The organism is Cytobacillus sp. SAFR-174 (assembly GCF_051964675.1).
GTDB lineage: Bacteria > Bacillota > Bacilli > Bacillales > Cytobacillaceae > Cytobacillus.
Window position 1 is genome coordinate 57,738 of sequence record NZ_JBQCMZ010000020.1, and the last position, 20,755, is coordinate 78,492.

Genomic DNA, 20,755 nt, shown 5'->3' on the forward strand with positions numbered 1-20,755 from the left:
CCTAACAGAATGTAGTTCTCATGGCCAGCTCAGTCATCACGAGCATAGCCTGGTATGCTTCAAGAATATCCTTAGCCTGATAGCGGACAATGGTTGTATTTTCTTCTATCTCTGCCCCAGGCATCAAAGCAGCCCACTCAGCCTGGCCATAGTTGGCAAATTCAATTTTCAATACAGGGTTTTCCGGCGGCACAAGCGGCTTGACAAGCTCCTTTTTGCTAAGCGCCTCTGCCGCTTTTTCTCTTAAAAGCTGGCCGGCTTTCGCGGGAGTAAGCGATTTCACGGCAGACCGTGATATCGTCTCTTTTACAACAGCTGTTGTCACATTCGGGATTAATTTCTCTGCTTCCAATGCCGCCTGGTCATCACCGGCCACCATTAGAATCGGCACGCCATGATAGCCAGCCACATAAGCATTGAAGCCCATTTCTCCAATGGCATGATCATTGATGTACATATGTCTTACACCGAAAATCATAGAGTGGGACATAACCCCTTTCATGGAAGCTCGCGCATGATATCCAACAAACATGGCTCCGCTAAAGCTTGAATCCAGGCCCTGAACCATTGAATATGGCTTAACATCACCCGTAATCAGCTGTGTCTCAGGGTGCATTCTTTCAATGAGCAGGTTGTTCATTTTGGAGTGGCTGTCATTGACAATCACCTCACTGCAGCCTTCTTCAAAGGCAGCTGTCACCACATGGTTTGCCTCATCAGTCATAATCACCCTGCTGCGTTCATAATTGTGCTTAGATGAGCTGACATGAGTATGATCAGCCAGACCCGTAATTCCCTCCATATCAACTGATAAATAAAGCTTCATTTAAAATCCCCCAAAATATTATATTATTATAGTTTTCTATATTGTATATTATTTTGATATTTTCTGTAAATTGGATCAGCAATTTACTTTCCTTTTAAATTGTTATTCGCCTATCAATGTTGCCCGTTGATTTCCGCTCCAGGATGCTCAGCGAACCGCGGGGCAGGACTTTGAATAAGCTTCCTTGAGTAAAACCGCACGAAGAAAATGCGAATGCATTTTCGAGGATCTCGCACCTTCCGCTACAATCAACTCAGTAATTAAATGCTAAATGCAAAAAATCCAGCTATCGGAGATGTTCTCTGATAGCTGGATTTCATCTGCGGAAAACAGAAAAAGCAGCTTTACTTATTCATAATTTGTGTATATTTTATATGGGCATTTTTAAAGGCAACAATCAGGGCCTTTTGCGAGGAGCCGAAGTAGCGGCTTTCGATTTCTTCTGATACTTTGTCTGCTTCCAGTATGGATTTGCCGACAAATATCGATTTAATAAATAATGAGGTTAAATTAATGGTAGATGAACATTCGGCATCTACAATCTTATCTGTTTCCCTGTCGATCACAAGACCGATAAAGAAGCCATTATATTTTTGCATAATCGGATTGTTCAATGATGTTTTGCTGTCCCCGATGATATAGACGGTATTTTGTCTGTACATGAACTTGCCTCCTGCAGACCGGATATTATATGAGGCGTTTATGAGGTTATCATAAACATTCATTATAATGCATGGCCCGTACCAAAATTGTAATACAACAGAAGGTGTATTACAATCATTTTTCAATACTTTTCTAAATATTTTATCAATTAAATCTGTCCATTACATGCGGATTCAATTACTTTTGGCCTGCAATTCTCATTGCATATTCCAGCAGGTCCTCACCGCTCATAAGCTTGTCTCCCCCACCCTGTGCAAATTGAGGATTCCCGCCGCCTTTGCCGTTAATCTTCTGCAGAAGTTCTGCTGAAAGGCTCTTCATATCAGATTCAGAATCTGCTCCCCTGGCACAGACAAATTGGAGTTTATCGGCGGTTTCATTGATCAGGATCACATCGGCCTTTTCAGATTGGGAGGCGATCAAGCGTGCCAGCTTCTGCAGTTCCTGTATGGATCGCCCCTCAAAGACCTTGCTGATGCAATTTCCCTTTCCGGCTGTGTACATTTCTTTCGCTTCATAAGCTAACAGTGCTTCCTTTGCTGCTTCCAGCTGCTTCTCCAGGTCCTTTCCATTTTCAATCAGGCGGCTGGCCGCTGCAGGCAGGTCCTGCTCTGATGCATTTAGAAGCTGACTCAGATTCCCGGTAATTTCATGTTTCGTCTGAAGCTGCGTGAGAATCCGGCTGCCGCAGATAAATTGAACGCGGATTTTCTTTTTTTGGCGCTCCCAGTCCAATATTTTTACACCGGCTACCTGGCCGGTTGATGTTGGGTGTGTTCCGCCGCATCCGTTATAATCAAACTCCGGAATGATCACAAGCCGGATATCTTCGCTGACAGACAGCTGCTTACGGAGCGGGAATTGGGAAGCTTCCTCTGCACTCACCCACTTGGATTCAATAGGACGATTCTCAAGTATAATGGCATTAGCCAATCTCTCCGCTTCCTCTGCGTGCACGACAGGCAGTTCACTGATTTCCAAATCAATGGTTAAGGTTTCTTTGCCTAAATGAAAGCTGACTGTTTTATAGCCGTAAAGCTCTTCAAATGCAGCCGATAATATATGCTGTCCGGCATGCTGCTGCATATGGTCAAACCGTCTGTTCCAATCTATTTCTCCTGATACTAGGGAAGAAGGATCCAATTCTCTTTCTAAATAATGACGGATTTCCCCTTCCTCTTCTTCGACATCCACCACTTTTATGCCATTGAGTGTCCTCTCATCATGAGGCTGTCCTCCGCCAGTCGGATAAAAGGCCGTTTCTTTCAGGACGGCATATACTCTTTCCTTGTCGTCTGCCGCCTGATATACAAGTTCTGTTTCAAATGTATTGATATATGGGTCTTCATAATAAAGTTTTTTCATAGAGATCAACCTTCCTTGTGCCTGTTCTATTTTTAAAACTACCGATTATGCAGTTACAGGTCAAGCCATCTATCAGTCAAGGGAAAATTATTAGTAATTTTATCCACGCGGTTTATGAGCGTAATGAAAAAGGTATGTACACCAATAGATAAGCAAAAATTATTAAGGAGGATGATGAACATGGCAACAAACAAGCATGTTGTAGGTGCATACGATACAGAGCAGGAAGCTATTCAAGCGGTTGAAAAGTTAAGAGTGGAAGGGTACCGTCCCGAAGATATCTCCGTAATTAGTAAAAATAAAGACGATGTGGATGCTGTTACAGAAGAAACAGGCACAAAAACGGAAGAGGGATTAGCTGCCGGCGCGGCTACTGGCGGTGTTCTGGGAGGATTAACAGGTCTTCTGGCCGGTGTAGGCGCATTGGCGATTCCTGGAATCGGGCCAATTGTGGCAGCCGGACCAATTGCTGCTACATTAACAGGAGCCGCAGTTGGTGCAGGTGCAGGCGGCATTGCCGGAGCACTTATCGGCATGGGCATTCCGGAAGAAGAGGCACATCGCTATGAAGCAGATGTCAAATCAGGAAAAATCCTTGTGTTAGTCGATCCTGATACAAAGTCTGCAGACTTTACTGATGGCTATACAAATTCGGACCGTTCCGTTTTAGATGGAGACCGGACAACGTACACAAGCACTGATCCTTTGAACCCCGGCGAGCTTGATCGCGGAACAAACGCTTTTAAGGATAACACCAGAAACAGCAGCGGTGTTTGGACAGATGAGAATCTGGATCTAAACCGTCCGCTGAGCGGAAACCCTGAAGATCTGAGCACAAATGACCGCACGGTTTCGGCCTATAACGATGATGTCGATACCCGTAATCGAGATGCATATGATTTTAACAATGTCAGGGAAAACCGCAATAACCCTTATAAAGGATAATGGAAAAAGAGCTATTCCCATGCGGGAGTAGCTCTTTTTAGTTAAATTAGCTTGGCCGCAATTTTCCCCTTAACAGCCCGCTCAGATAAGCGCTTCAGAGCAGAAGAAACTTCCTCGAGAGCAATTACTTCTTCAAGAAGCGGACTTATCTTCTTTTCTTGGATTAATTTCAGCATCTCATCCCCCATCACCGAGAGATCTGTCTGTTCAGCCAGGTTATTGGATTGATGAGCACTCCCAAGAGCAACCATATGAAAAGATAGTGGATGGGCAAAGGAAACGGCCTGTGAAAAATCAGGCTGTCCTGCTATAAAAGCCAGCTGGCCATTAAATGCTAAAGCTTTCAGTGACTTAGTGGCATTGTCTCTGCCTACCGTATCCAGGACGGAATGAACACCTTTTCCTTCCGTGATTTCCAGGGTTTTTTCAACAAAGTCATCCCTTTTATAATCTATAGGATAATCAGCTCCAAGGCTTTTCACATATTCATGATTATGGGAAGATGCCGTAGTAAGAACGGTTAAACCTGCAAGTTTGGCCAGCTGAACAGCAAATCCGCCTACACCGCCTGCACCTGCATGAATTAATATGGTTTGTCCTTTTTGAATGCGGAGCTTGCGAAAAAGCGATTGATAAGCTGTATACCCGGCACACGGCAAAGCTGCTGCCTCTTCAAAAGATATAGAGTCAGGAATGCGCGAGACGGTATGTGCGGTCGTTACTGCATATTCTGCAAAGTTTCCCTTTTTGGTTAAATCGCTATGGTAAACAACTCTGTCTCCAGGCTGCCATCCTTGTACGCCTTCGCCGACTTCTTCAATAATACCTGCCGCGTCCACTCCAAGAATATGAGGATATTGCCAATTTGGATTGCCGCCAGTCGCTGTTTTATAATCCACAGGGTTCAAACCAGCCGCATGTACTTTAACCAGAATTTCTCCTTTTTGAGGCTGTGGTTTTTCGGCTTCCCCGATTTTCATCTCTTCCCATAAGCCTTTTCCTTCTAATAATAAAGCTTTCACGTTACTCCTCCTTTAATAAGCACCCTGTGAATAGGTGAGCTCATAACTGTGTGAATAGATTTCCAGCAGGTTTCCAAACGGATCTTCACAGTACACCATTCGATACGGCTTTTCTCCAGGATAGTATTCCCGAATTGGCATTCTCTGTTTTCCGCCATGCTTCACAATTTTCTCAACAAGCCCTTCGACATCCGGGTCTTGCACACAAAAATGAAAAATGCCTGTCTTCCAGAACTCGAAGTTATTTTCAGGGTCCTCATTATTCGGAAATTCAAATAGTTCAATTCCCACTTTATCAGAGGTAGACAGGTGGGCAATTTTAAAGCTTCCCCAGCCTGGACCAAACACATCTGTGCACATCTGGCCGATGGGGCTGTTATCTTCAATTACCTCAGAAGGCTCCATGATGACATACCATCCGAGCACCTCCTGATAAAAATGAACAGCTTTAGTGATATCCGGCACGGAAAGTCCTATATGCGAAAACGAACGAGGATATGGATTCTTCATTTTTTCATCTCCTTATAAAGAATAGTAATTAGTATAGTATCCCTGCTTATGGTTTGTTAAGCAGGCACTTTTAAGTAACCGTTGATTACTCCCTATCCGCCTTTCATAAATTCCATATTTTTCAGGTTTGTCCCTCTTATTTTTCAAAGTTATACTTAAATGTAATGGAATGGAAAATATGAATTCTAGCGGGGGGATATGATAATGAGAAGAGTGTTGCCGGCACAAATTATTTCTCATAGTCAATTTGGTTATAGGAAGCTGCCATCAAGTGTTCGATGCGAGTGCCCAAAATGCAGCAAACCAAGCCTTTTTACGATTAAAGCAAATTATAATCATACAAGCAAATCCAGCATACTTTCCCATGGAAATTGTTCGGCCTGTAAAAAGGAATCCGTTTTTATCATGATACTCAATCAGGATGACCAATCAAGCGACGAGACGATTCTTTATATCTATGATCCTAATTCAGCGAAGGAGCTCCTGACTCAGCTGGAGAAAATAAAGGAAGTGCCGAATGACCTGACACGCGCCTACCGATCAGCTTTAAATGTCAGCTATTCCAAAGATACAATTGCAACAGCTGTTATGTCCAAGCGGGTCCTCGAGAGTATCCTGAAAAATTTTCTTGGTGAAGAGGTCAAAGGGCAAAACCTTTCCAAGCAATTTGAACTGCTGCCAAAACATGTTGATTTAGCAAGGCCCCTGCAGTCTTTAAGCCAGCTGGCACAGCCAGGCAGCGCCTTTTACGAGATGCTTGATCTTGAAAAGGATATTGATCTGGATATGGCCTCCCTATTGATGGAGCTTTTAGAGAGTTTAATAGAGTACTTATTTGTCCTGCCAAATAAAATTGAAATGCTGCAGCAAAAACTAAATCAAAAACTTCACTGATCCCATATTTAACCCCCTTATCTTCGCTGATTAAGGGGGGTCATCTTAATTATTCCACTGTTTTCTTACCTGTTCTTCAGCCTTCTTTAGAATTTCCTCTTCACGTGCTTCTTTATTTGTGATGATATTAGTCTGATACTTCATTCCTTCATAATCGATTGTGACGGTTATCTCTTTCATATTCCATAATCCTTTCTGGCTTTTTTACTATATTAATACCATCAAAAATGCATTTTAAAACTTCTTTGTCTCTGACACCCTAAAATATAGCACTTAAAATACTTTTAAATTTCTGAATATATTTTTTGTGTTACATTGTCATTACTTCAATCCCCTTTCGTGTTGTCTTATAATGTATTTCCGGCTTTTTAACCATTTTTAATAGGCGAATAGGTTCATGTGTCTTCACGTCATCAGCTTTATATTACAAACACTGATGACAAATACCCCCACAACTTTACAAGTCATTAAAATGAAGGACATTTGAATCATTTTGTCTGTTGCATAAAACGCTTTCTCATTCAGCAGTAATCGTTTCCATCCTTTTGTCATAGCAAGGGGCGGGTATTATCCCCCACCTTGATATTCCTGTATATACAAGTATTGACCTTTCTTTCATCAGAGAGCTAAAGTAAATATCGCTATAAAAATAAATGATTGAGGTGTCAATATGAGCAAAGCGTTACAATCGCTAAGAGTGCTATTTATTGCAGCCCTTGCAATGGTTATCGCACTTTCAGCAAGCCTGCCTTCTGCCTTGGCAGCTGTCACACAGCCGGAAGCAGATACTCCGCTTAATAAGGAGAATTTACAGAAACTATCTGTAAAAAATATCAAAAAATTGGATAATGGATTTCAATTTGATTTAGGTGAATTTAACGCCTATATCAGAATTTATTCTAAAGATCTTGTAAAAGTATCTATTCTAAAGGATGGACAGCAAGAAGAAGATTCTCCTGCCATTCAGAAAAAAGACTGGAAAACTCCCCGCTTCACTGCCCAGGATGGAAAAGAATTCACGATCTCAACTGAAGAATTAACCATCAAAATTAAAAAATCTCCTTTCGGAATTAAGTTTCTGGATAAGAAGGGAAATGTCATTAACGAAGATTACTTAGAAAATGGAGCTTCTGCCGGTTATGAAGATGGCAAGCCCTACGTCTTTAAGAAAACTCAAAAAGGCGAAAACTTCTACGGATTTGGCGAGCAAGCTGGATTAAATCTGAACCAGCGCGGAGAAAGCATCGGAATGTGGAATACAGATGCTTACGCCTATACGAAAGATACGAAATATCTTTACACGGCCATTCCTTTCTTTATGGGATTAAAAGATAAAAAAGCATACGGTATTCTTTTTGATAATACATACCGTTCTTACTATGAAATGGCCAGTGAATCGGATGATTACTACTATTTTTATGCAAACGGCGGGCCTCTAACTTATTACTTTATGTATGGGCCTGAAATTTCAAACGTATTGGATGTTTATACAGAATTAACGGGTAAAATGGACCTTCCCGCAAAGTGGACTTTAGGTCTTCATCAAAGTAAATGGGGCTATACAGCAGATGAGATTGTTGATGTAGCATCCACATACCGCGAAAAAAACATCCCGCTCGATACGATGCATTTTGATATTGATTATATGCAGGAGTATCGTGTCTTTACTTGGGATCAGAAGTACAAGGATGCCCTTCAGAAGCTGAAAGCAATGAAAGGATTCCATGCAATTGCAATTAACGACCCTGCAGTCAAACAGGATGAAAACTACCGAATCTATCAAGAAGGTACACAGAATGATTACTGGGGCAAGAATGCCGATGGCACAAACTTTATCGGGCCGGTATGGCCTGGTGATTCCGCATTCCCTGATTTCTCAAAAGAGGAAGTGCGTAATTGGTGGGCAAAAAACCATAACGTTCTTTTTGATGCAGGAATTGACGGCATCTGGAATGATATGAACGAGCCGGCTGTATTTGTAGATGGCGGCGAATATAACCACACAATGCCGCTGGATACTTATTTCGGCTTTGAAAATGATAAACTTCTTCACACAGAGTATCACAACCTATATGGCCATGACGAAGCAGAAGCTACGTATAATGCCTGGGATATGTATAAGCCGAATGAACGTCCATTCGTCCTGACTCGCGATATGTATGCGGGCTCACAGCGTTATGCAGCTCTATGGACTGGTGATAATGTAAGTAACTGGGAACATCTGCAAATGTCTCTTCCAATGAATATGAATATTGGTTTATCCGGTGTTTCTTTTGTCGGAAATGATATCGGCGGATTTGCTTCACGCCCTGACAGTGAGCTATATACCCGCTGGATCCAAGTTGGAGCCTTTCTTCCATTCTCCCGCATCCATTATGATTCAGATGCGAAAGCAGAAGTTAAGCAAGGACAGGAACCATGGGCATTCGGAACTGAAGTGGAGGGCATTGCCAAGAAATATATCGAAATGCGCTATCAGTTAATGCCTTACCTGTATAATGCATTCAAAGATTCTTCCGAAACAGGAAAACCTGTACAGCAGCCATTGGTTTATCAATACCAGCAAGATGAAAACACATACGATATCAGCGACCAATTTATGTTTGGTGATTCCCTGATGCTTGCTCCTGTTGTCACAAAAGGACAAACAAGCCGTCAAGTATACCTTCCGGCAGGTGAAACATGGGTAGACTTCTGGACAAAGGAAGAATTCAAGGGCGGCCAGACCATTACCGTAAATGCACCGCTTGAGCAATTACCGATATTTGTTAAAAAGGATTCTATGATCCCAACACGGGAAGTTCAGCAATATACTGGTGAAAAAGAATTAACAAACCTTGTACTGGACACTTATCTGGATCAAGAAGCAACATACAGCTTTTATGAAGATGATGGCAAATCATTGGACCACCGTGATGGTGAATTTAATGTAACAGACTTTAACATCGTGAAAAAACGAAACAAAATTGAATTCTCTCAAACGATGAGCTCCAATCAATTTGATTCAGCTATTGCACAGTATACTCTTAAGCTTAATAATGAAAAGGCGCCAAAGAAAGTTCATGCTGCCGGCAATAAATACAAGTCAGCAAAATCTCTTGATGAGATGACAAAAACGAAGCGTTCTTTCTTCTATGAAGAAAAAACCAAAACACTCTATGTCAATATTCCTGCAGAGGAAAACAAGAAGGTTCAAGTTAAATTTTAATATCTTTACATGGGGCTAATCAGATTCTGATTAGTCCCTTCCTTATTAATGGAGGTGAACTTGATGTCAAAGATTAAATGGGCTGTGCTGCTGATATTGATTATGCTGACAGCAGCCTCCGTCTTTATATACCTGGAGAGTGCTGACACCGATAAGACCCGTACCAGCATAAACACCGCACCCGGGAATCTTTTCAGCAGCCTCCATACCGACCAGACACGGTACAATCCAGGAGATGAGGTACGCTTCACTCTAAAAATTCAACAATCAAATGGAAAACTAAAGGTCTCTTATTTCCACTTAGATGAAAAGATCGGAGAAGAGGAGATTTCTGCAGCGAAAACAGGCGAGCTATCATGGAGCTGGCAGCCGCCTGATGAGGACTATAAAGGCTATCTGGCAGAAGTTGAAATGGTAAAAGAAGACTATAAACAATCTGAAACGATAGCTGTAGATGTTTCCAGTGACTGGAGCAAGTTTCCCCGCTATGGATTTCTTTCCGATTTTGGCGAGATCCCGATCGAAGAAATGGAAGACGTCATTTCGCGGTTAAATCGATATCATATAAACGGATTGCAGTTTTACGATTGGCACTATGAGCATCAGGAGCCGCTAAAAATGGAAAATGGCTCTCCTGCCGGTCATTGGCAGGACGTCGCTAACCGTGAAGTCTCGTTTAATACCATTAAGCAATATATTGATCTGGCACACCAAAAAAATATGAAAGCGATGAGCTATAATTTGCTTTACGGTTCTTTTGAAAATAGAGGACTTCCGCAGGAATGGCTATTGTTCAAAGATCCCAATCAAACACTAATCGATGCCCATCCCCTTCCAGATGATTGGAAAAGCAATATCATGATAATGAATCCCACAAATCCATGGTGGCAGGATTATATCATCGAGAAGCATCACAATGTATACGAGCATCTTCCTTTTGATGGCTGGCACATTGACCAGCTGGGAAACCGCGGGGAGGTGTACAATGAATGGGGAGATCCTATTTCCATTTCAGACAGCTTTCAGCCTTTTTTGGAAAAAATAAAACAGCAGCTTCCGGAAAAGACGGCTGTCGTGAATGCTGTCAATCAGTATGGCCAGTCATCAATTGCAAGTGCTTCCCCAGCCTTTCTTTATACAGAAGTCTGGGATGAATATAAATACTATGCCGATTTAAAGAAAATACTGGATGAAAATGCTTCGCTCTCAAGCCGCTTTCAAAGCTCAGTGCTGGCCGCTTATATGAATTATGACCATTCCAATCAAACAGGAGAATTTAACGAAGCGGGAATATTGCTCACAAACTCAGTTATTTTTGCTAATGGAGGAGCTCATCTTGAGCTCGGCGAGCATATGCTCTCCAAAGAATATTTCCCTCATAATCAATTGAGTCTATCGGGTAATTTAAAGAGAAAATTAATCCGATATTATGACTTTCTTACAGCCTATGAGAATCTGTTAAGAGATCATGTCAGTTCTTCAAGCATTGACATAACCTCACTTGATGAAATGCCTTTATCGAAAGACGAACCAAAACAAGGGCAGGTTTGGGTGCTGGCAAAACAGGCCGAGAACAGAAAAGTTGTTCATTTTATTAATTTTCTTGAGGCAACATCAATGGAATGGCGGGATACAAATGCCAGTCAGCCCCTTCCCTCCAAAAGGTCCAGCCTCCGCTTTCAAATAAAAAATGAAAGGAATATTGTGAAACTCTGGTTTACCACACCGGACTATCCATCAATAAAACCAATCAGCATTCCATTTAAGAGGGCAGGAGATACCATTACATTTACCCTTCCTTCCCTAACCTACTGGGATATGCTAGTCATAGAATATAAATAGAAAATAAGCTGGCTGTGCTAAAATGCCAGCTTATTTCTCTTTTGCATACTGTTTTACTAATACTGCAAGCCTCTCTTTCATTTCCTCTTCCGTTACAACCAGACTGTGGCTGAACATTTTTGTTTTAAGGATAAGTTCGTAGCCTTCATTTACTTCCGGAGAAAATCCATAGTATTTATGATTTAAATCTATTTTTTTGAACTGGAAGGACTTCAGGTTTTTCCATGGAACAAACCTGCTTCCGCTTATAAAGCCGTCATCATAGACAGCAAAGACATTCAGGAGATCTTTGGCATTGATTAAAGGGATGAACAGAAGATAGAGATAGGTCCAGCTGAAATTCATAGTATATTTACCGACTATAAACATAGCGATTAGAAATGCCAGCATGACAGCATACATAGTGAGCCCCAGCTTGTTTTTGGAGATAACAGGGCTATCCGAAGTTTTTTGGGGGAATTTCCTTACTGCACTCAGGTCTTTCTTATCTGAAGGAATAAGGGCAGTTTTCTTCATTTTGGTTATAAGGATAATGTAGTGATAGCTGAAATAGATAACAATGAACAGAAATATGACCTCGAATAGCAGTTTCATCGCACCCGCCTCCTTAATCATCTTTACGATTCTAAATAGGAAAAGTTTCATCACTGAAAAAATATGATTGTGCAAACAAACTAATTTGAATATAATCTAATTAGATATATATCTAATCGTTAACTTCCGCCGACAAATTAGATAACTATCGAATCACTTTCCACTGAGGTGCATTAACATGACAAATTGGACTGTATGGAAACAGGAGAAAAATTATCAAAAGCTCTTTTGGGCTGGTGTCATTAATGGAATTGGAAATCGATTTACACAGGTTGCACTGCTTGCGCTACTCTACCATGTAACCGGCTCTGGAGTCGCAATCGGCCTTTTATTCGCCATTCGCATGGCACCCTTTTTCTTCATTGCTCCAATAGGGGGCATGCTCGCAGACCGCTTTTCCAAGAAAGCCATTCTGGTGACAGTGGACCTGCTGAGAGTGCCGGCCGTCCTCTGCCTTCTTTTCGTAAGGGAACCAGGGGATCTATGGATTGTTTATACAAGTGCACTCCTGATCTCAATGGGCGAAGCCATCTATTCACCGGCCAGGATGTCTGCGATACCTGCCCTTGTAAAATCAGATAGGCTCATATATGTAAATGCGATTGAACAAATTATGATCGGTTCCGTCCTCATTATTGGATCAAGCACCGGCGGAATCCTCGCCTACTTTCTTGGAAACCATGCTGCTTTTATGATTAACGGCCTTACCTTTCTGTTATCAGCGTATCTGATCTCCAGAATGGTTTTCCCATCAGTTTCCGAGGAACATAGGAGGAAACCGGGGACATCGGCAGCCATTTCACCAGGGAAACTGATTCTTGGCTCTTCCGCACTGACTGCCTTTTTTATTATGATGCTGACCATGCCGCTCGCCAATGGCATAGACAATATTCTTGTCAGTATATACGGGCTGGAAGTTTTTGATATGGGTGAGTTGGGTGTGGGATTTATGTATGGCGCACTGGGAATTGGCCTTATTCTAAGCTCCTTTTTTTCTCATATGATGAAGCGCGGCCTCCTGGCACTTGCGATCATCTTTATCGCATTAGAAGGCGCCGGCCATGTTTTACTGAGTCTCGCGCCAAGCTTTTACGCAGCTCTTTTCACTGTCGTGCTGATCACCTTTGCGGGTGGAATCGGCAACATCTGCCTGGATACCGTGATGATGAAATTCATACCCCGATCCAGGCAGGGAACTTTTTTCGGTTTAATGGAGATGATCTCAAACCTTTCCCTGGCTGTCTCCATGGGTACAGCAGGATTTTTGCTTGAGATATTTGCTCCAAGGACCCTTAGCCTGATCATTGGCCTGGCATATCTTATTTTTGCTGTTATGTATGCACTTTTATTTGCAAGAGTCGATCTTGTAAAAGAAAAGAGGGAGTTTATCAGGGGGATTTAGTTGAATAAAGAGAAAAGCCCTGCAGGCATTCACCTATCCTGCAGGGCTTTCTATTAGTTTTCTTCGATTTCTCTGCGGTTTTTCTTAAACATTTTCGATAATACTTCATACACAATCGGCACAATGATCAGAGTCAATAGTGTCGAGCTTGCCAGACCGCCGATAACGGTAACCGCAAGGCCTTTGGAGATAAGCCCTCCACCGCCGCCGGAGCCGATGGCCAGTGGAATTAAGGCGCCAATTGTCGCAATGGCTGTCATCAGGATAGGGCGAAGGCGGGTTGCTCCCGCTTCCAGTACGGCTTCCCTCATGACCAGGCCGTCACGTTCCATATGGATGATCCGGTCCACCAGAACGATGGCATTGGTTACGACGATACCAATTAGCATGAGCATTCCCATCATGACCGATACAGAAATGGTTTCACCGGCAATTAATAAGCCAACAAACGAACCAATCACGGCAAATGGAAGGGAGAAGAGAATCGCAAATGGCGCCACTCCTTCACGGAATGTGACAACCAGAATAAAGTACACAATCGCGATCGCAGCAAGCATCGCAGCGCCCAGCTGTGTGAATGTCTCATTCATATCCGCCTGAACGCCGGCTACACCAACTGTTACACCTTTCGGCAGATCCAATTTATCAATCGCGTCATCTGCTGCAGAAGTAGCCTTTGAGATGTCATCGCCTTTCACACTGCCTGATACGGTTGCGTAGTACTCACCTTTACTGCGGGCAAGCGTGTTATGTGTCGTGCCCTCTTCCACTGTGACCAGCTCGGAAAGAGGCATCGTTGTACCCATTGCTGTCGGTACTTGAGTCTTCAGAATATCATCAATGGATTTCGGCTGTTCCGCCTTCTCCTGCTGGACGATGACTTCAAGGGTTTCACCATCTTTTTCAATCGTTGTCAGAACATCCTTGGTGTTTGAAGGATTCAGCATCATGACAATTTGCCCCGCTGTCAGACCGTACTGCAGCAGTTCATCCTGCTCCACATTGAAGGTATACTCAACAAAGGCATCTTCTGCACTTGAAGAAACATCCTCCAATTCTTTATTTTCCTTCAGCACATCTTCGACCATTTTGACAGCATCATTCAGCTTATCTAAATCTTCACTGTAGAATGTGTAGCTGACGTCATTGGTTGAACCGGACATAGAGGTGAAGCTCTGGCTTTTCCACTCACCAGATTGTCCGATATTAAACACATAATCTTCTATTTCTTCACGGACTTCAGGGAAATTATCCATTTCAGGGTCAAAGATCAGGTACATTAAGGCACCGCCTGCACCTCCGCCCATCATGGCAGTCATTTGGTCCGCTTCCTCGGTTACAGATATTTGAACAATGTCAATATCATCACGTTTAAGCATTTTTTCTTCTACTGCTTCAACGTTCTTTAATGTTTCTTCTTTCAATTCTCCAGCTTCAGGTGTGTACGTTAAGTACATCACTTTTTCTTCTTCGCTGCCCATAAAGCTGAATCCGATCAAAGGTGTCAGCGCTAAGCTTCCCGCCAGCAGGACAACGGCAATGATGGAAGTAATAATCTTATGATTAAGAGTCTTCTCAAGTATGCCTTTATACCATTTTGACAGCTTTCCAGCCTCTTTATGGCTTCCTTCCGTTTTTTCACTATATAATTTCTTTTTGAACAAGAAATGAGATAGTGCCGGAACAATGGTAATCGCTACAAGAAGTGAAGCACCAAGCGCGAAAGTCATGGTCAAAGCGAATGGCGTAAACAGCTCGCCGACCATTCCCCCGACAAAAATGAGCGGTGCGAATACAGCAACGGTTACCAATGTCGAGGAGAGGATTGGCTTGAACATTTCAATCGTAGCTTCTCGAATAAGTGCGCGCCCTGTCAGTTTTTCTTCCTTCAGATGAAGGCGGCGGTAAATATTTTCAACGACTACAATTGAGTCATCAATAACACGGCCAATGGCAACCGTAACGGCTCCCAACGTCATTATGTTCAGCGTAATATCCATCCAGTGAAGCAATAGCAGCGCCATAAAAATCGAAACTGGAATCGATACGATCGAGATGATCGTTGATTTAAAATCACGCAGGAACAGCAAAATAATCAAGACTGCAATCAGCCCGCCGAACACGGCCTTTTCAATCATAGTTGAAACGGAATCTTCAATCGGCTTACCTTGGTCAAGTGAAAGATCTATGACAAGGCCATCAATCTTTTCCTTTTCTTCCTTGATTAATTCTTTGACATTGTTGACTACTTCAACAGTGTTAGCCTGCTGTTCTTTGACGATTTGAATGGCAATGGCATCATCACCATTTGTACGTGATACAGATTGCACTCTGCCGACCGTATCAATCTCGGCAATGTCACTAAGCTTCACAAAAGGTGACTGGTTTTGTGCGGTTGGTGTTACCGGGATGAGCATGTTCTTTAATTCATCCTCGGTCATGAACTTGCCGTCCACTGCGACAGCCTGCTCACCTTCTTCAAATTCGTAAAGTCCCAATGATACAGCCATGTTGCTTGCCTGAATCATTTCCTTTACTTTATCTTCGGTGAGCTCAAGCTCAGCCAATTTTTCTTCGTTGTATGTGAGCTGCACTTCTTCCACATGCTGGCCCGTGATGGTCGCTGATGCTACACCATCAATTTTTTCAAGTTTTGGCAGTATGATATCTTCTACTGTTGAAGTTAACTCCACAATATCCTCTGATTTGCTGCTTACACTCAGCGCAGCAACCGGCATCATGTTCATGCTGATGGCCGTAATGGTCGGTTCCTGTGCTCCTTCCGGCAGCTCCACTGCATCCAGAGCCGATTGAAGAGCACGTTTGGCTTCGTCCATATCAATACCATATTCATATTCCACTTGGATATTCGACATGTTAGAATATGAATTTGAGTAAACAGATTTAACATCTTCAAGGCCTTCGACGGCTTTTTCGATTGGGATGGACACATCATCCATCACTTTTTCAGGAGTTGCCCCCGGATATACGTCCATTACCATTAAGTAAGGAATTGAGACATCCGGAATAGTCTCCATATTCATCCGTGTACCTGAATAAATGCCAGATACCGTGATAATAATTGTTAACAGCCAGACTGCAAGTTTATTCTGCAGGACAAAATTCACTAACCCTTTCACTTGTGCACCTACCCTAAATTGACTTATTAGACTCAATTACATATAATAATGACCAGGTGGTCATTTGTCAATCAAAAAGGAGTGACATTCTTACATGAGCAAGAAGCAATTAATTATGGAAAGCGCTTTAGAACTCTTTGCCAAGCAAGGGTTTGAAGCTACCTCTGTTCAGCAGATCACCGTTCACTCCGGTATTTCCAAAGGAGCTTTCTACTTATCATTCAAATCAAAAGATGAATTAATCATGGCTTTGATCGATCAGTTTATGGATCAGTTTGTCTCAGATATTGACCGAATAGTCAAAGATCCGAATAATACAGGCGGAGAGCTTTTAAGGAAGTTTTATTACACCACTTTCCACTCCTTTCAAAAGCATTCTGACTTCGCCAAGATTTTTATTAAGGAACAAGCGCATACGTTTAATGAAGAGCTGCTATCAAAGGGGCGCCACTTTGACCAATTAATTGATGATATCACCCTATCAATGCTGGACCAGCTATATGGTGAGACTGTCCAGCATACAAAATATGATTTAATTTATTGCATCAAAGGCTTCATGCATGTGTACTCTCATTTATTTTTATTTTTCAATATACCTTTGGATTTGGACCTTCTGTGCCGGTCACTCGTTGAAAAAACGGACCTGCTGGCAAAGCACTCAGAAATCCCGTTTATAACAGACGAGCTCTATGACACGTTCAGGAAGGCCGGACATGAAGAGATGACAGACGGTCAAATGATTGAAATCATGGCGCAGAAAATAGAGGAACTAGAAGATTCGATTGAAAAGGAATCCCTCATCCTATTAAAGAAGGATGTACAGGACCGCAGCTTGAGTCCAGCTATTGTACAAGGGCTGATTGCAAATATCCAAAACTGCCCTCAAAGCAGATGGATTGCTTATTTGCTTTTAAATTACTACGATTTATAGACAATAAAAGGCAGAATGCTTCATCGAGCATTCTGCTTTTGTGTTTTGTAAGCCTTTATTTAATTACTTTTGAGATTGTCAGTCCATCACCAATAGGAATAAGCACCGATTCCAATTGAGGATGGTCAGCAACTGTTTTATTAAATTTTTTCATGAATTCAGTATGACGTCCAGGTTCAGCACTCCCGTCTGCTACACTGCCTCTTGCCTCCTCCTCCTCTTCTTAAAATGTAAAGATTAAAGGTCACTTCCGGCTAAAATATGGACCGCACCAGCCTGTTTCATGGGTTACTATATAAGTCCAATTAAACTTTTTATCTACTACGTAAATATCCTCTTCATCTGCAAAGTCCCTGGCTGTTAAAAGTGAAGTATTTTCAAGGATAAGAGCATCATCCGAATGCTGATAAAAAACGTAACAAGACATCTTCACTTCTTTATTAAACGCTATATCAGCCTGTTCCTCCTTTAAGCATTCCCTTCTCTCATAACTAAATAAGTGCCATAAGTAGCCACAAAAGCCATCTTCATCGTCATAAAAATAAATGGACTTCTTTTCTTTATCACTGAGATGGTTAGCAAAACTTTCTTCCCATTGCTTTCTCAGGTATGCTCCCCATTTAGTTATTTCTTTTACTTTTACTTTTTTACTTCTCAGAGAATCTGCAAATTCCATTGTATAATCCAATCTAACACCCACTTGTAATAATGATAATTTCTATAATTATTGATTAAAAAAGCCTAATACACTTAATATTAAACACCAAAATGAATCATGCACTGCTCTTCCTCTATTGCTTGTATGATTTTTGAAGCAAGTTCCTTAAGCTCATCAGATTTCTTAAAATACTCTGCTGACGTGACAATATCATAAAATAATGATAACGACTCAGGTGGAATAAGGGTAATCCCGTAATAGGCTAAACCGAATTCTGAACGACTAAATGAATGATAATAGGTCTTCATGGCAGATAAATAGTTATCAAGACTTTTTATACTATCATCATTAACAGAAACACAATTGTATTTGTGTGGTTCATATTGAATGTAGTCTTTCTGCTTATCTAAATCATCAAGTATCCCAAATTCATGTACACAAGGCATATTATTCTCCCTTCATAATAAAACATATTGTTCAACTAATCTTTCTACTGTCGTTTAATGGGTTGTTCCCTAATTTACTTCTTTATTCTCCTGTTTTTTGTCAGAATCCTGCTTCCCCGCTTTGGACAAAAAAAAACGAGGAAAACTGGAGGCAATCCTCCAATTTCCACTCGTTTTAGGGAACATCTTATTTGATGAAATATCCCCTTACTCCACAGTAACCGACTTAGCCAGGTTACGCGGCTTATCTACGTCACACTCGCGGTGCAGGGCAGCAAAGTAAGAGATTAATTGTAATGGTATTACAGAGATAAGAGGTGTTAATAGCTCGTTCACTTCCGGAATGATAAAGCTGTCTTCTTCTGTTTCCAGCCCTTTCATGGAAATGATGCAAGGGTTTGCTCCGCGGGCAACAACCTCTTTGACGTTGCCGCGAATGCTTAGGTTAACACTTTCTTGAGTTGCCAGGGCAATGATTGGCGTACCGTTCTCGATTAGAGCAATAGTTCCGTGCTTTAATTCTCCGCCTGCAAAGCCTTCAGCTTGAATATATGAGATTTCTTTCAGTTTAAGTGCACCTTCAAGGCCAACATAGAAGTCGATTCCACGGCCAATGAAGAACGCATTGCGAGTAGTGGAAAGGAATTTGCGTGCAATGTCTTCGAACTCTTCCTTCGCATCACAAAGAACTTCCATGGCATTCGCAACGATGCCGAGCTCCTGTACAAGGTTGAAGTCCAGCTCCAATCCGCGGCTCTTCGCAGTTACTTCTGCAAGAATAGATAATACAGCAATCTGGGCTGTATATGCCTTTGTAGAAGCAACGGCAATTTCAGGACCTGCATGAAGCAATAATGTGTAATCCGCTTCACGGGATAGAGTTGAACCTGGAACGTTTGTAATGGTTAACGCCTTATGGCCCATTTCCTTAATATTCACAAGCACGGCACGGCTGTCTGCTGTTTCACCGCTCTGAGAGATAAAGATAAATAACGGCTTCTCTGAAAGCAATGGCATATTGTAGCCAAACTCACTTGAAATGTGAACTTCAACTGGAATTTTTGCGATTTTTTCAATAAACTGCTTTCCAACAAGTCCTGCATGATAAGAAGTACCTGCAGCAATGATATAAATGCGGTCCGCATCGTTCATCGCGTCAACGATTTCCTGATCAATCGTCAGCTCGTCTTGATCATTTTGATACTTCTGGATGATTTTGCGCATCACTAAAGGCTGCTCATCGATCTCTTTCAGCATGTAGTGAGGGTATGTTCCCTTTTCAATGTCGCTTGCATCCAATTCAGCTGTATATGGATCACGGCTGATAGCCTCACCATTCAGTGTCTGAATTTGAACAGCATCTTTTGTGACAATAACGATTTCTTTGTCCATCAGTTCAACATACTGATCTGTAACCTGCAGCATCGCCATTGCATCAGAAGCGACTACATTGAAAGTTTCGCCTAATCCAACCAGAAGCGGGCTCTTGTTTTTCGCTACAAAAATCGTTTCATTGTTTTCTGCATCCAAAAGAGCAATTGCATAAGAGCCTTTTAAAAGTGTCAGCGTTTTACGGAACGCTTCTTCAGTGCTTAATCCCTCGCTCACGAATAAGTCAATCAGCTGAACGATGATTTCTGTATCTGTATCACTTTGAAGAGCTACTCCCTGCAAATATTCGCGCTTTAAGATGTCATAGTTCTCAATTACGCCATTATGAACAAGCGTAAAACGGCCGGAATTGCTTTGATGAGGGTGGGCATTGACTGTGCTTGGCACACCGTGAGTTGCCCAGCGGGTGTGTCCAATTCCTGTGTTTGCCATTACATCTTCATCAACAATACTGCGAAGGTCCGCAATACGGCCTTTTTCCTTGAAAACCTGAACGCCGTTATCGTTCATAACTGCGATTCCTGCTGAATCATAGCCTCTATATTCAAGCTTTTCCAAGCCTTTTAATAAAATTTCCTTTGAATCTAAGTTTCCGATATATCCAACGATTCCACACATACTTCTTTTCCTCCTAATAATGAAGGGGCAAGAAGCCTTTTCGGGGCAGTCCTGCCCCTTATCTCTGTTTTTTTTATATACGCCGCTCTGAGGGGCATGACAGCCTCTTAGAAGAGCGCTTCTTAAATTTAGCATTCCCTTCTCTTTGTCCATTCAGTTGCCTGAATGTTTTAAAGAAGAAATCATCGGTTGTGCTTTCAACCGGGAGGCATCCGCCGAACATTCGATAAACCTCCTCCTCGTCAACTAATCCTTACGTCCAGGATCAGTTCAGGCGCTTTAAATTACTATTCTCTCTC

General features: G+C 42.0%; 17 protein-coding genes and 1 pseudogene. 6 read left to right on the plus strand and 12 right to left on the minus strand.

Annotated features, from left to right (window positions below; all coding sequences use genetic code 11):
• Position 1: 1 nt before the first annotated feature.
• From ACTHRG_RS18450 to ACTHRG_RS18460, 3 genes are all read right to left on the minus strand, one after another.
• Positions 2–826 (minus strand): M55 family metallopeptidase, encoded by an 825-nt coding sequence (locus tag ACTHRG_RS18450; RefSeq protein WP_076262585.1) that lies wholly within the window; start codon positions 824–826, stop codon positions 2–4.
• A gap of 344 nt (positions 827–1,170) precedes the next feature.
• Positions 1,171–1,488 (minus strand): DUF3870 domain-containing protein, encoded by a 318-nt coding sequence (locus tag ACTHRG_RS18455; RefSeq protein ID WP_076262583.1) that lies wholly within the window; start codon positions 1,486–1,488, stop codon positions 1,171–1,173.
• A 178-nt stretch (positions 1,489–1,666) separates the two neighbouring features.
• Positions 1,667–2,854, minus strand: a complete 1,188-nt coding sequence (locus tag ACTHRG_RS18460; RefSeq protein WP_440231754.1) for an alanyl-tRNA editing protein — start codon at positions 2,852–2,854, stop codon at positions 1,667–1,669.
• Positions 2,855–3,034: 180 nt separating this feature from the next.
• Here ACTHRG_RS18460 and ACTHRG_RS18465 point away from each other — a divergent pair, with 180 nt between their 5' ends.
• Entirely contained in the window at positions 3,035–3,799 is a 765-nt protein-coding gene (locus ACTHRG_RS18465) for a general stress protein (RefSeq protein ID WP_076262579.1), read from the plus strand.
• Positions 3,800–3,840: 41 nt separating this feature from the next.
• On the opposite strand, the gene ACTHRG_RS18470 is transcribed toward ACTHRG_RS18465, so the two are convergent.
• Both ACTHRG_RS18470 and ACTHRG_RS18475 read right to left on the minus strand, forming a co-directional pair.
• Entirely contained in the window at positions 3,841–4,821 is a 981-nt protein-coding gene (locus tag ACTHRG_RS18470; protein WP_076262577.1) for a zinc-binding dehydrogenase, read from the minus strand.
• 12 nt (positions 4,822–4,833) lie between these two features.
• Positions 4,834–5,331 (minus strand): lactoylglutathione lyase family protein, encoded by a 498-nt coding sequence (locus tag ACTHRG_RS18475; protein WP_076262575.1) that lies wholly within the window; start codon positions 5,329–5,331, stop codon positions 4,834–4,836.
• 204 nt (positions 5,332–5,535) lie between these two features.
• Here ACTHRG_RS18475 and ACTHRG_RS18480 point away from each other — a divergent pair, with 204 nt between their 5' ends.
• Positions 5,536–6,225: a hypothetical protein gene (locus ACTHRG_RS18480; RefSeq protein WP_076262573.1), complete on the plus strand. Its 690-nt coding sequence runs from the start codon at positions 5,536–5,538 to the stop codon at positions 6,223–6,225.
• Positions 6,226–6,270: 45 nt separating this feature from the next.
• On the opposite strand, the gene ACTHRG_RS18485 is transcribed toward ACTHRG_RS18480, so the two are convergent.
• Positions 6,271–6,405, minus strand: a complete 135-nt coding sequence (locus ACTHRG_RS18485) for a BA3454 family stress response protein (protein ID WP_076262571.1) — start codon at positions 6,403–6,405, stop codon at positions 6,271–6,273.
• Between the two features lie 490 nt (positions 6,406–6,895).
• Here ACTHRG_RS18485 and ACTHRG_RS18490 point away from each other — a divergent pair, with 490 nt between their 5' ends.
• Together ACTHRG_RS18490 and ACTHRG_RS18495 are read left to right on the plus strand one after the other, a co-directional pair.
• Complete coding sequence (locus tag ACTHRG_RS18490; protein ID WP_076262569.1) at positions 6,896–9,433, plus strand: glycoside hydrolase family 31 protein; 2,538 nt, start codon at positions 6,896–6,898, stop codon at positions 9,431–9,433.
• Positions 9,434–9,496: 63 nt separating this feature from the next.
• Positions 9,497–11,275, plus strand: coding sequence for a glycoside hydrolase family 66 protein (locus ACTHRG_RS18495; RefSeq protein ID WP_440231755.1), 1,779 nt, complete (start codon positions 9,497–9,499; stop codon positions 11,273–11,275).
• A gap of 30 nt (positions 11,276–11,305) precedes the next feature.
• On the opposite strand, the gene ACTHRG_RS18500 is transcribed toward ACTHRG_RS18495, so the two are convergent.
• On the minus strand, positions 11,306–11,869 hold the full coding sequence (locus tag ACTHRG_RS18500) for a hypothetical protein (RefSeq protein WP_076262565.1): 564 nt from the start codon (positions 11,867–11,869) through the stop codon (positions 11,306–11,308).
• A 178-nt stretch (positions 11,870–12,047) separates the two neighbouring features.
• Between ACTHRG_RS18500 and ACTHRG_RS18505 the strand changes: the two genes are divergently transcribed.
• Positions 12,048–13,271, plus strand: coding sequence for an MFS transporter (locus ACTHRG_RS18505; RefSeq protein ID WP_440231756.1), 1,224 nt, complete (start codon positions 12,048–12,050; stop codon positions 13,269–13,271).
• Between the two features lie 53 nt (positions 13,272–13,324).
• On the opposite strand, the gene ACTHRG_RS18510 is transcribed toward ACTHRG_RS18505, so the two are convergent.
• Positions 13,325–16,411: an efflux RND transporter permease subunit gene (locus tag ACTHRG_RS18510; RefSeq protein ID WP_076262561.1), complete on the minus strand. Its 3,087-nt coding sequence runs from the start codon at positions 16,409–16,411 to the stop codon at positions 13,325–13,327.
• A 94-nt stretch (positions 16,412–16,505) separates the two neighbouring features.
• On the opposite strand from ACTHRG_RS18510, the gene ACTHRG_RS18515 reads away from it, so the two are divergent.
• Complete coding sequence (locus ACTHRG_RS18515) at positions 16,506–17,342, plus strand: TetR/AcrR family transcriptional regulator (protein ID WP_076262558.1); 837 nt, start codon at positions 16,506–16,508, stop codon at positions 17,340–17,342.
• Between the two features lie 55 nt (positions 17,343–17,397).
• Here the strand turns inward: ACTHRG_RS18515 and ACTHRG_RS18520 are convergent.
• The 4 genes and pseudogenes from ACTHRG_RS18520 to glmS form a co-directional block, all read right to left on the minus strand.
• Positions 17,398–17,550 (minus strand): annotated as a pseudogene (locus ACTHRG_RS18520) (O-methyltransferase); the annotation flags it as partial.
• A 36-nt stretch (positions 17,551–17,586) separates the two neighbouring features.
• Positions 17,587–18,018, minus strand: a complete 432-nt coding sequence (locus tag ACTHRG_RS18525; RefSeq protein ID WP_076262623.1) for a DUF4275 family protein — start codon at positions 18,016–18,018, stop codon at positions 17,587–17,589.
• Positions 18,019–18,098: 80 nt separating this feature from the next.
• A complete protein-coding gene (locus ACTHRG_RS18530) occupies positions 18,099–18,446 on the minus strand; it encodes a short-chain dehydrogenase (RefSeq protein WP_076262555.1) in 348 nt (115 codons plus the stop codon).
• Between the two features lie 207 nt (positions 18,447–18,653).
• The gene (gene glmS / locus ACTHRG_RS18535) at positions 18,654–20,456 is read right to left on the minus strand and encodes a glutamine--fructose-6-phosphate transaminase (isomerizing) (RefSeq protein ID WP_076262552.1); all 1,803 of its coding nucleotides are present in this window, start codon (positions 20,454–20,456) and stop codon (positions 18,654–18,656) included.
• Positions 20,457–20,755 lie beyond the last annotated feature (299 nt).

Coding starts and splice junctions, on each gene's coding strand:
- ACTHRG_RS18515 (WP_076262558.1), top strand. CDS start 16,506: ATGAGCAAGAAGCAATTAATTATGGAAAGCGCTTTAGAACTCTTTGCC.
- ACTHRG_RS18475 (WP_076262575.1), bottom strand. CDS start 5,331: ATGAAGAATCCATATCCTCGTTCGTTTTCGCATATAGGACTTTCCGTG.
- ACTHRG_RS18530 (WP_076262555.1), bottom strand. CDS start 18,446: ATGCCTTGTGTACATGAATTTGGGATACTTGATGATTTAGATAAGCAG.
- ACTHRG_RS18525 (WP_076262623.1), bottom strand. CDS start 18,018: ATGGAATTTGCAGATTCTCTGAGAAGTAAAAAAGTAAAAGTAAAAGAA.
- ACTHRG_RS18480 (WP_076262573.1), top strand. CDS start 5,536: ATGAGAAGAGTGTTGCCGGCACAAATTATTTCTCATAGTCAATTTGGT.
- ACTHRG_RS18455 (WP_076262583.1), bottom strand. CDS start 1,488: ATGTACAGACAAAATACCGTCTATATCATCGGGGACAGCAAAACATCA.
- ACTHRG_RS18490 (WP_076262569.1), top strand. CDS start 6,896: ATGAGCAAAGCGTTACAATCGCTAAGAGTGCTATTTATTGCAGCCCTT.
- ACTHRG_RS18450 (WP_076262585.1), bottom strand. CDS start 826: ATGAAGCTTTATTTATCAGTTGATATGGAGGGAATTACGGGTCTGGCT.
- ACTHRG_RS18495 (WP_440231755.1), top strand. CDS start 9,497: ATGTCAAAGATTAAATGGGCTGTGCTGCTGATATTGATTATGCTGACA.
- ACTHRG_RS18500 (WP_076262565.1), bottom strand. CDS start 11,869: ATGAAACTGCTATTCGAGGTCATATTTCTGTTCATTGTTATCTATTTC.
- ACTHRG_RS18505 (WP_440231756.1), top strand. CDS start 12,048: ATGACAAATTGGACTGTATGGAAACAGGAGAAAAATTATCAAAAGCTC.
- glmS (WP_076262552.1), bottom strand. CDS start 20,456: ATGTGTGGAATCGTTGGATATATCGGAAACTTAGATTCAAAGGAAATT.
- ACTHRG_RS18485 (WP_076262571.1), bottom strand. CDS start 6,405: ATGAAAGAGATAACCGTCACAATCGATTATGAAGGAATGAAGTATCAG.
- ACTHRG_RS18460 (WP_440231754.1), bottom strand. CDS start 2,854: ATGAAAAAACTTTATTATGAAGACCCATATATCAATACATTTGAAACA.
- ACTHRG_RS18465 (WP_076262579.1), top strand. CDS start 3,035: ATGGCAACAAACAAGCATGTTGTAGGTGCATACGATACAGAGCAGGAA.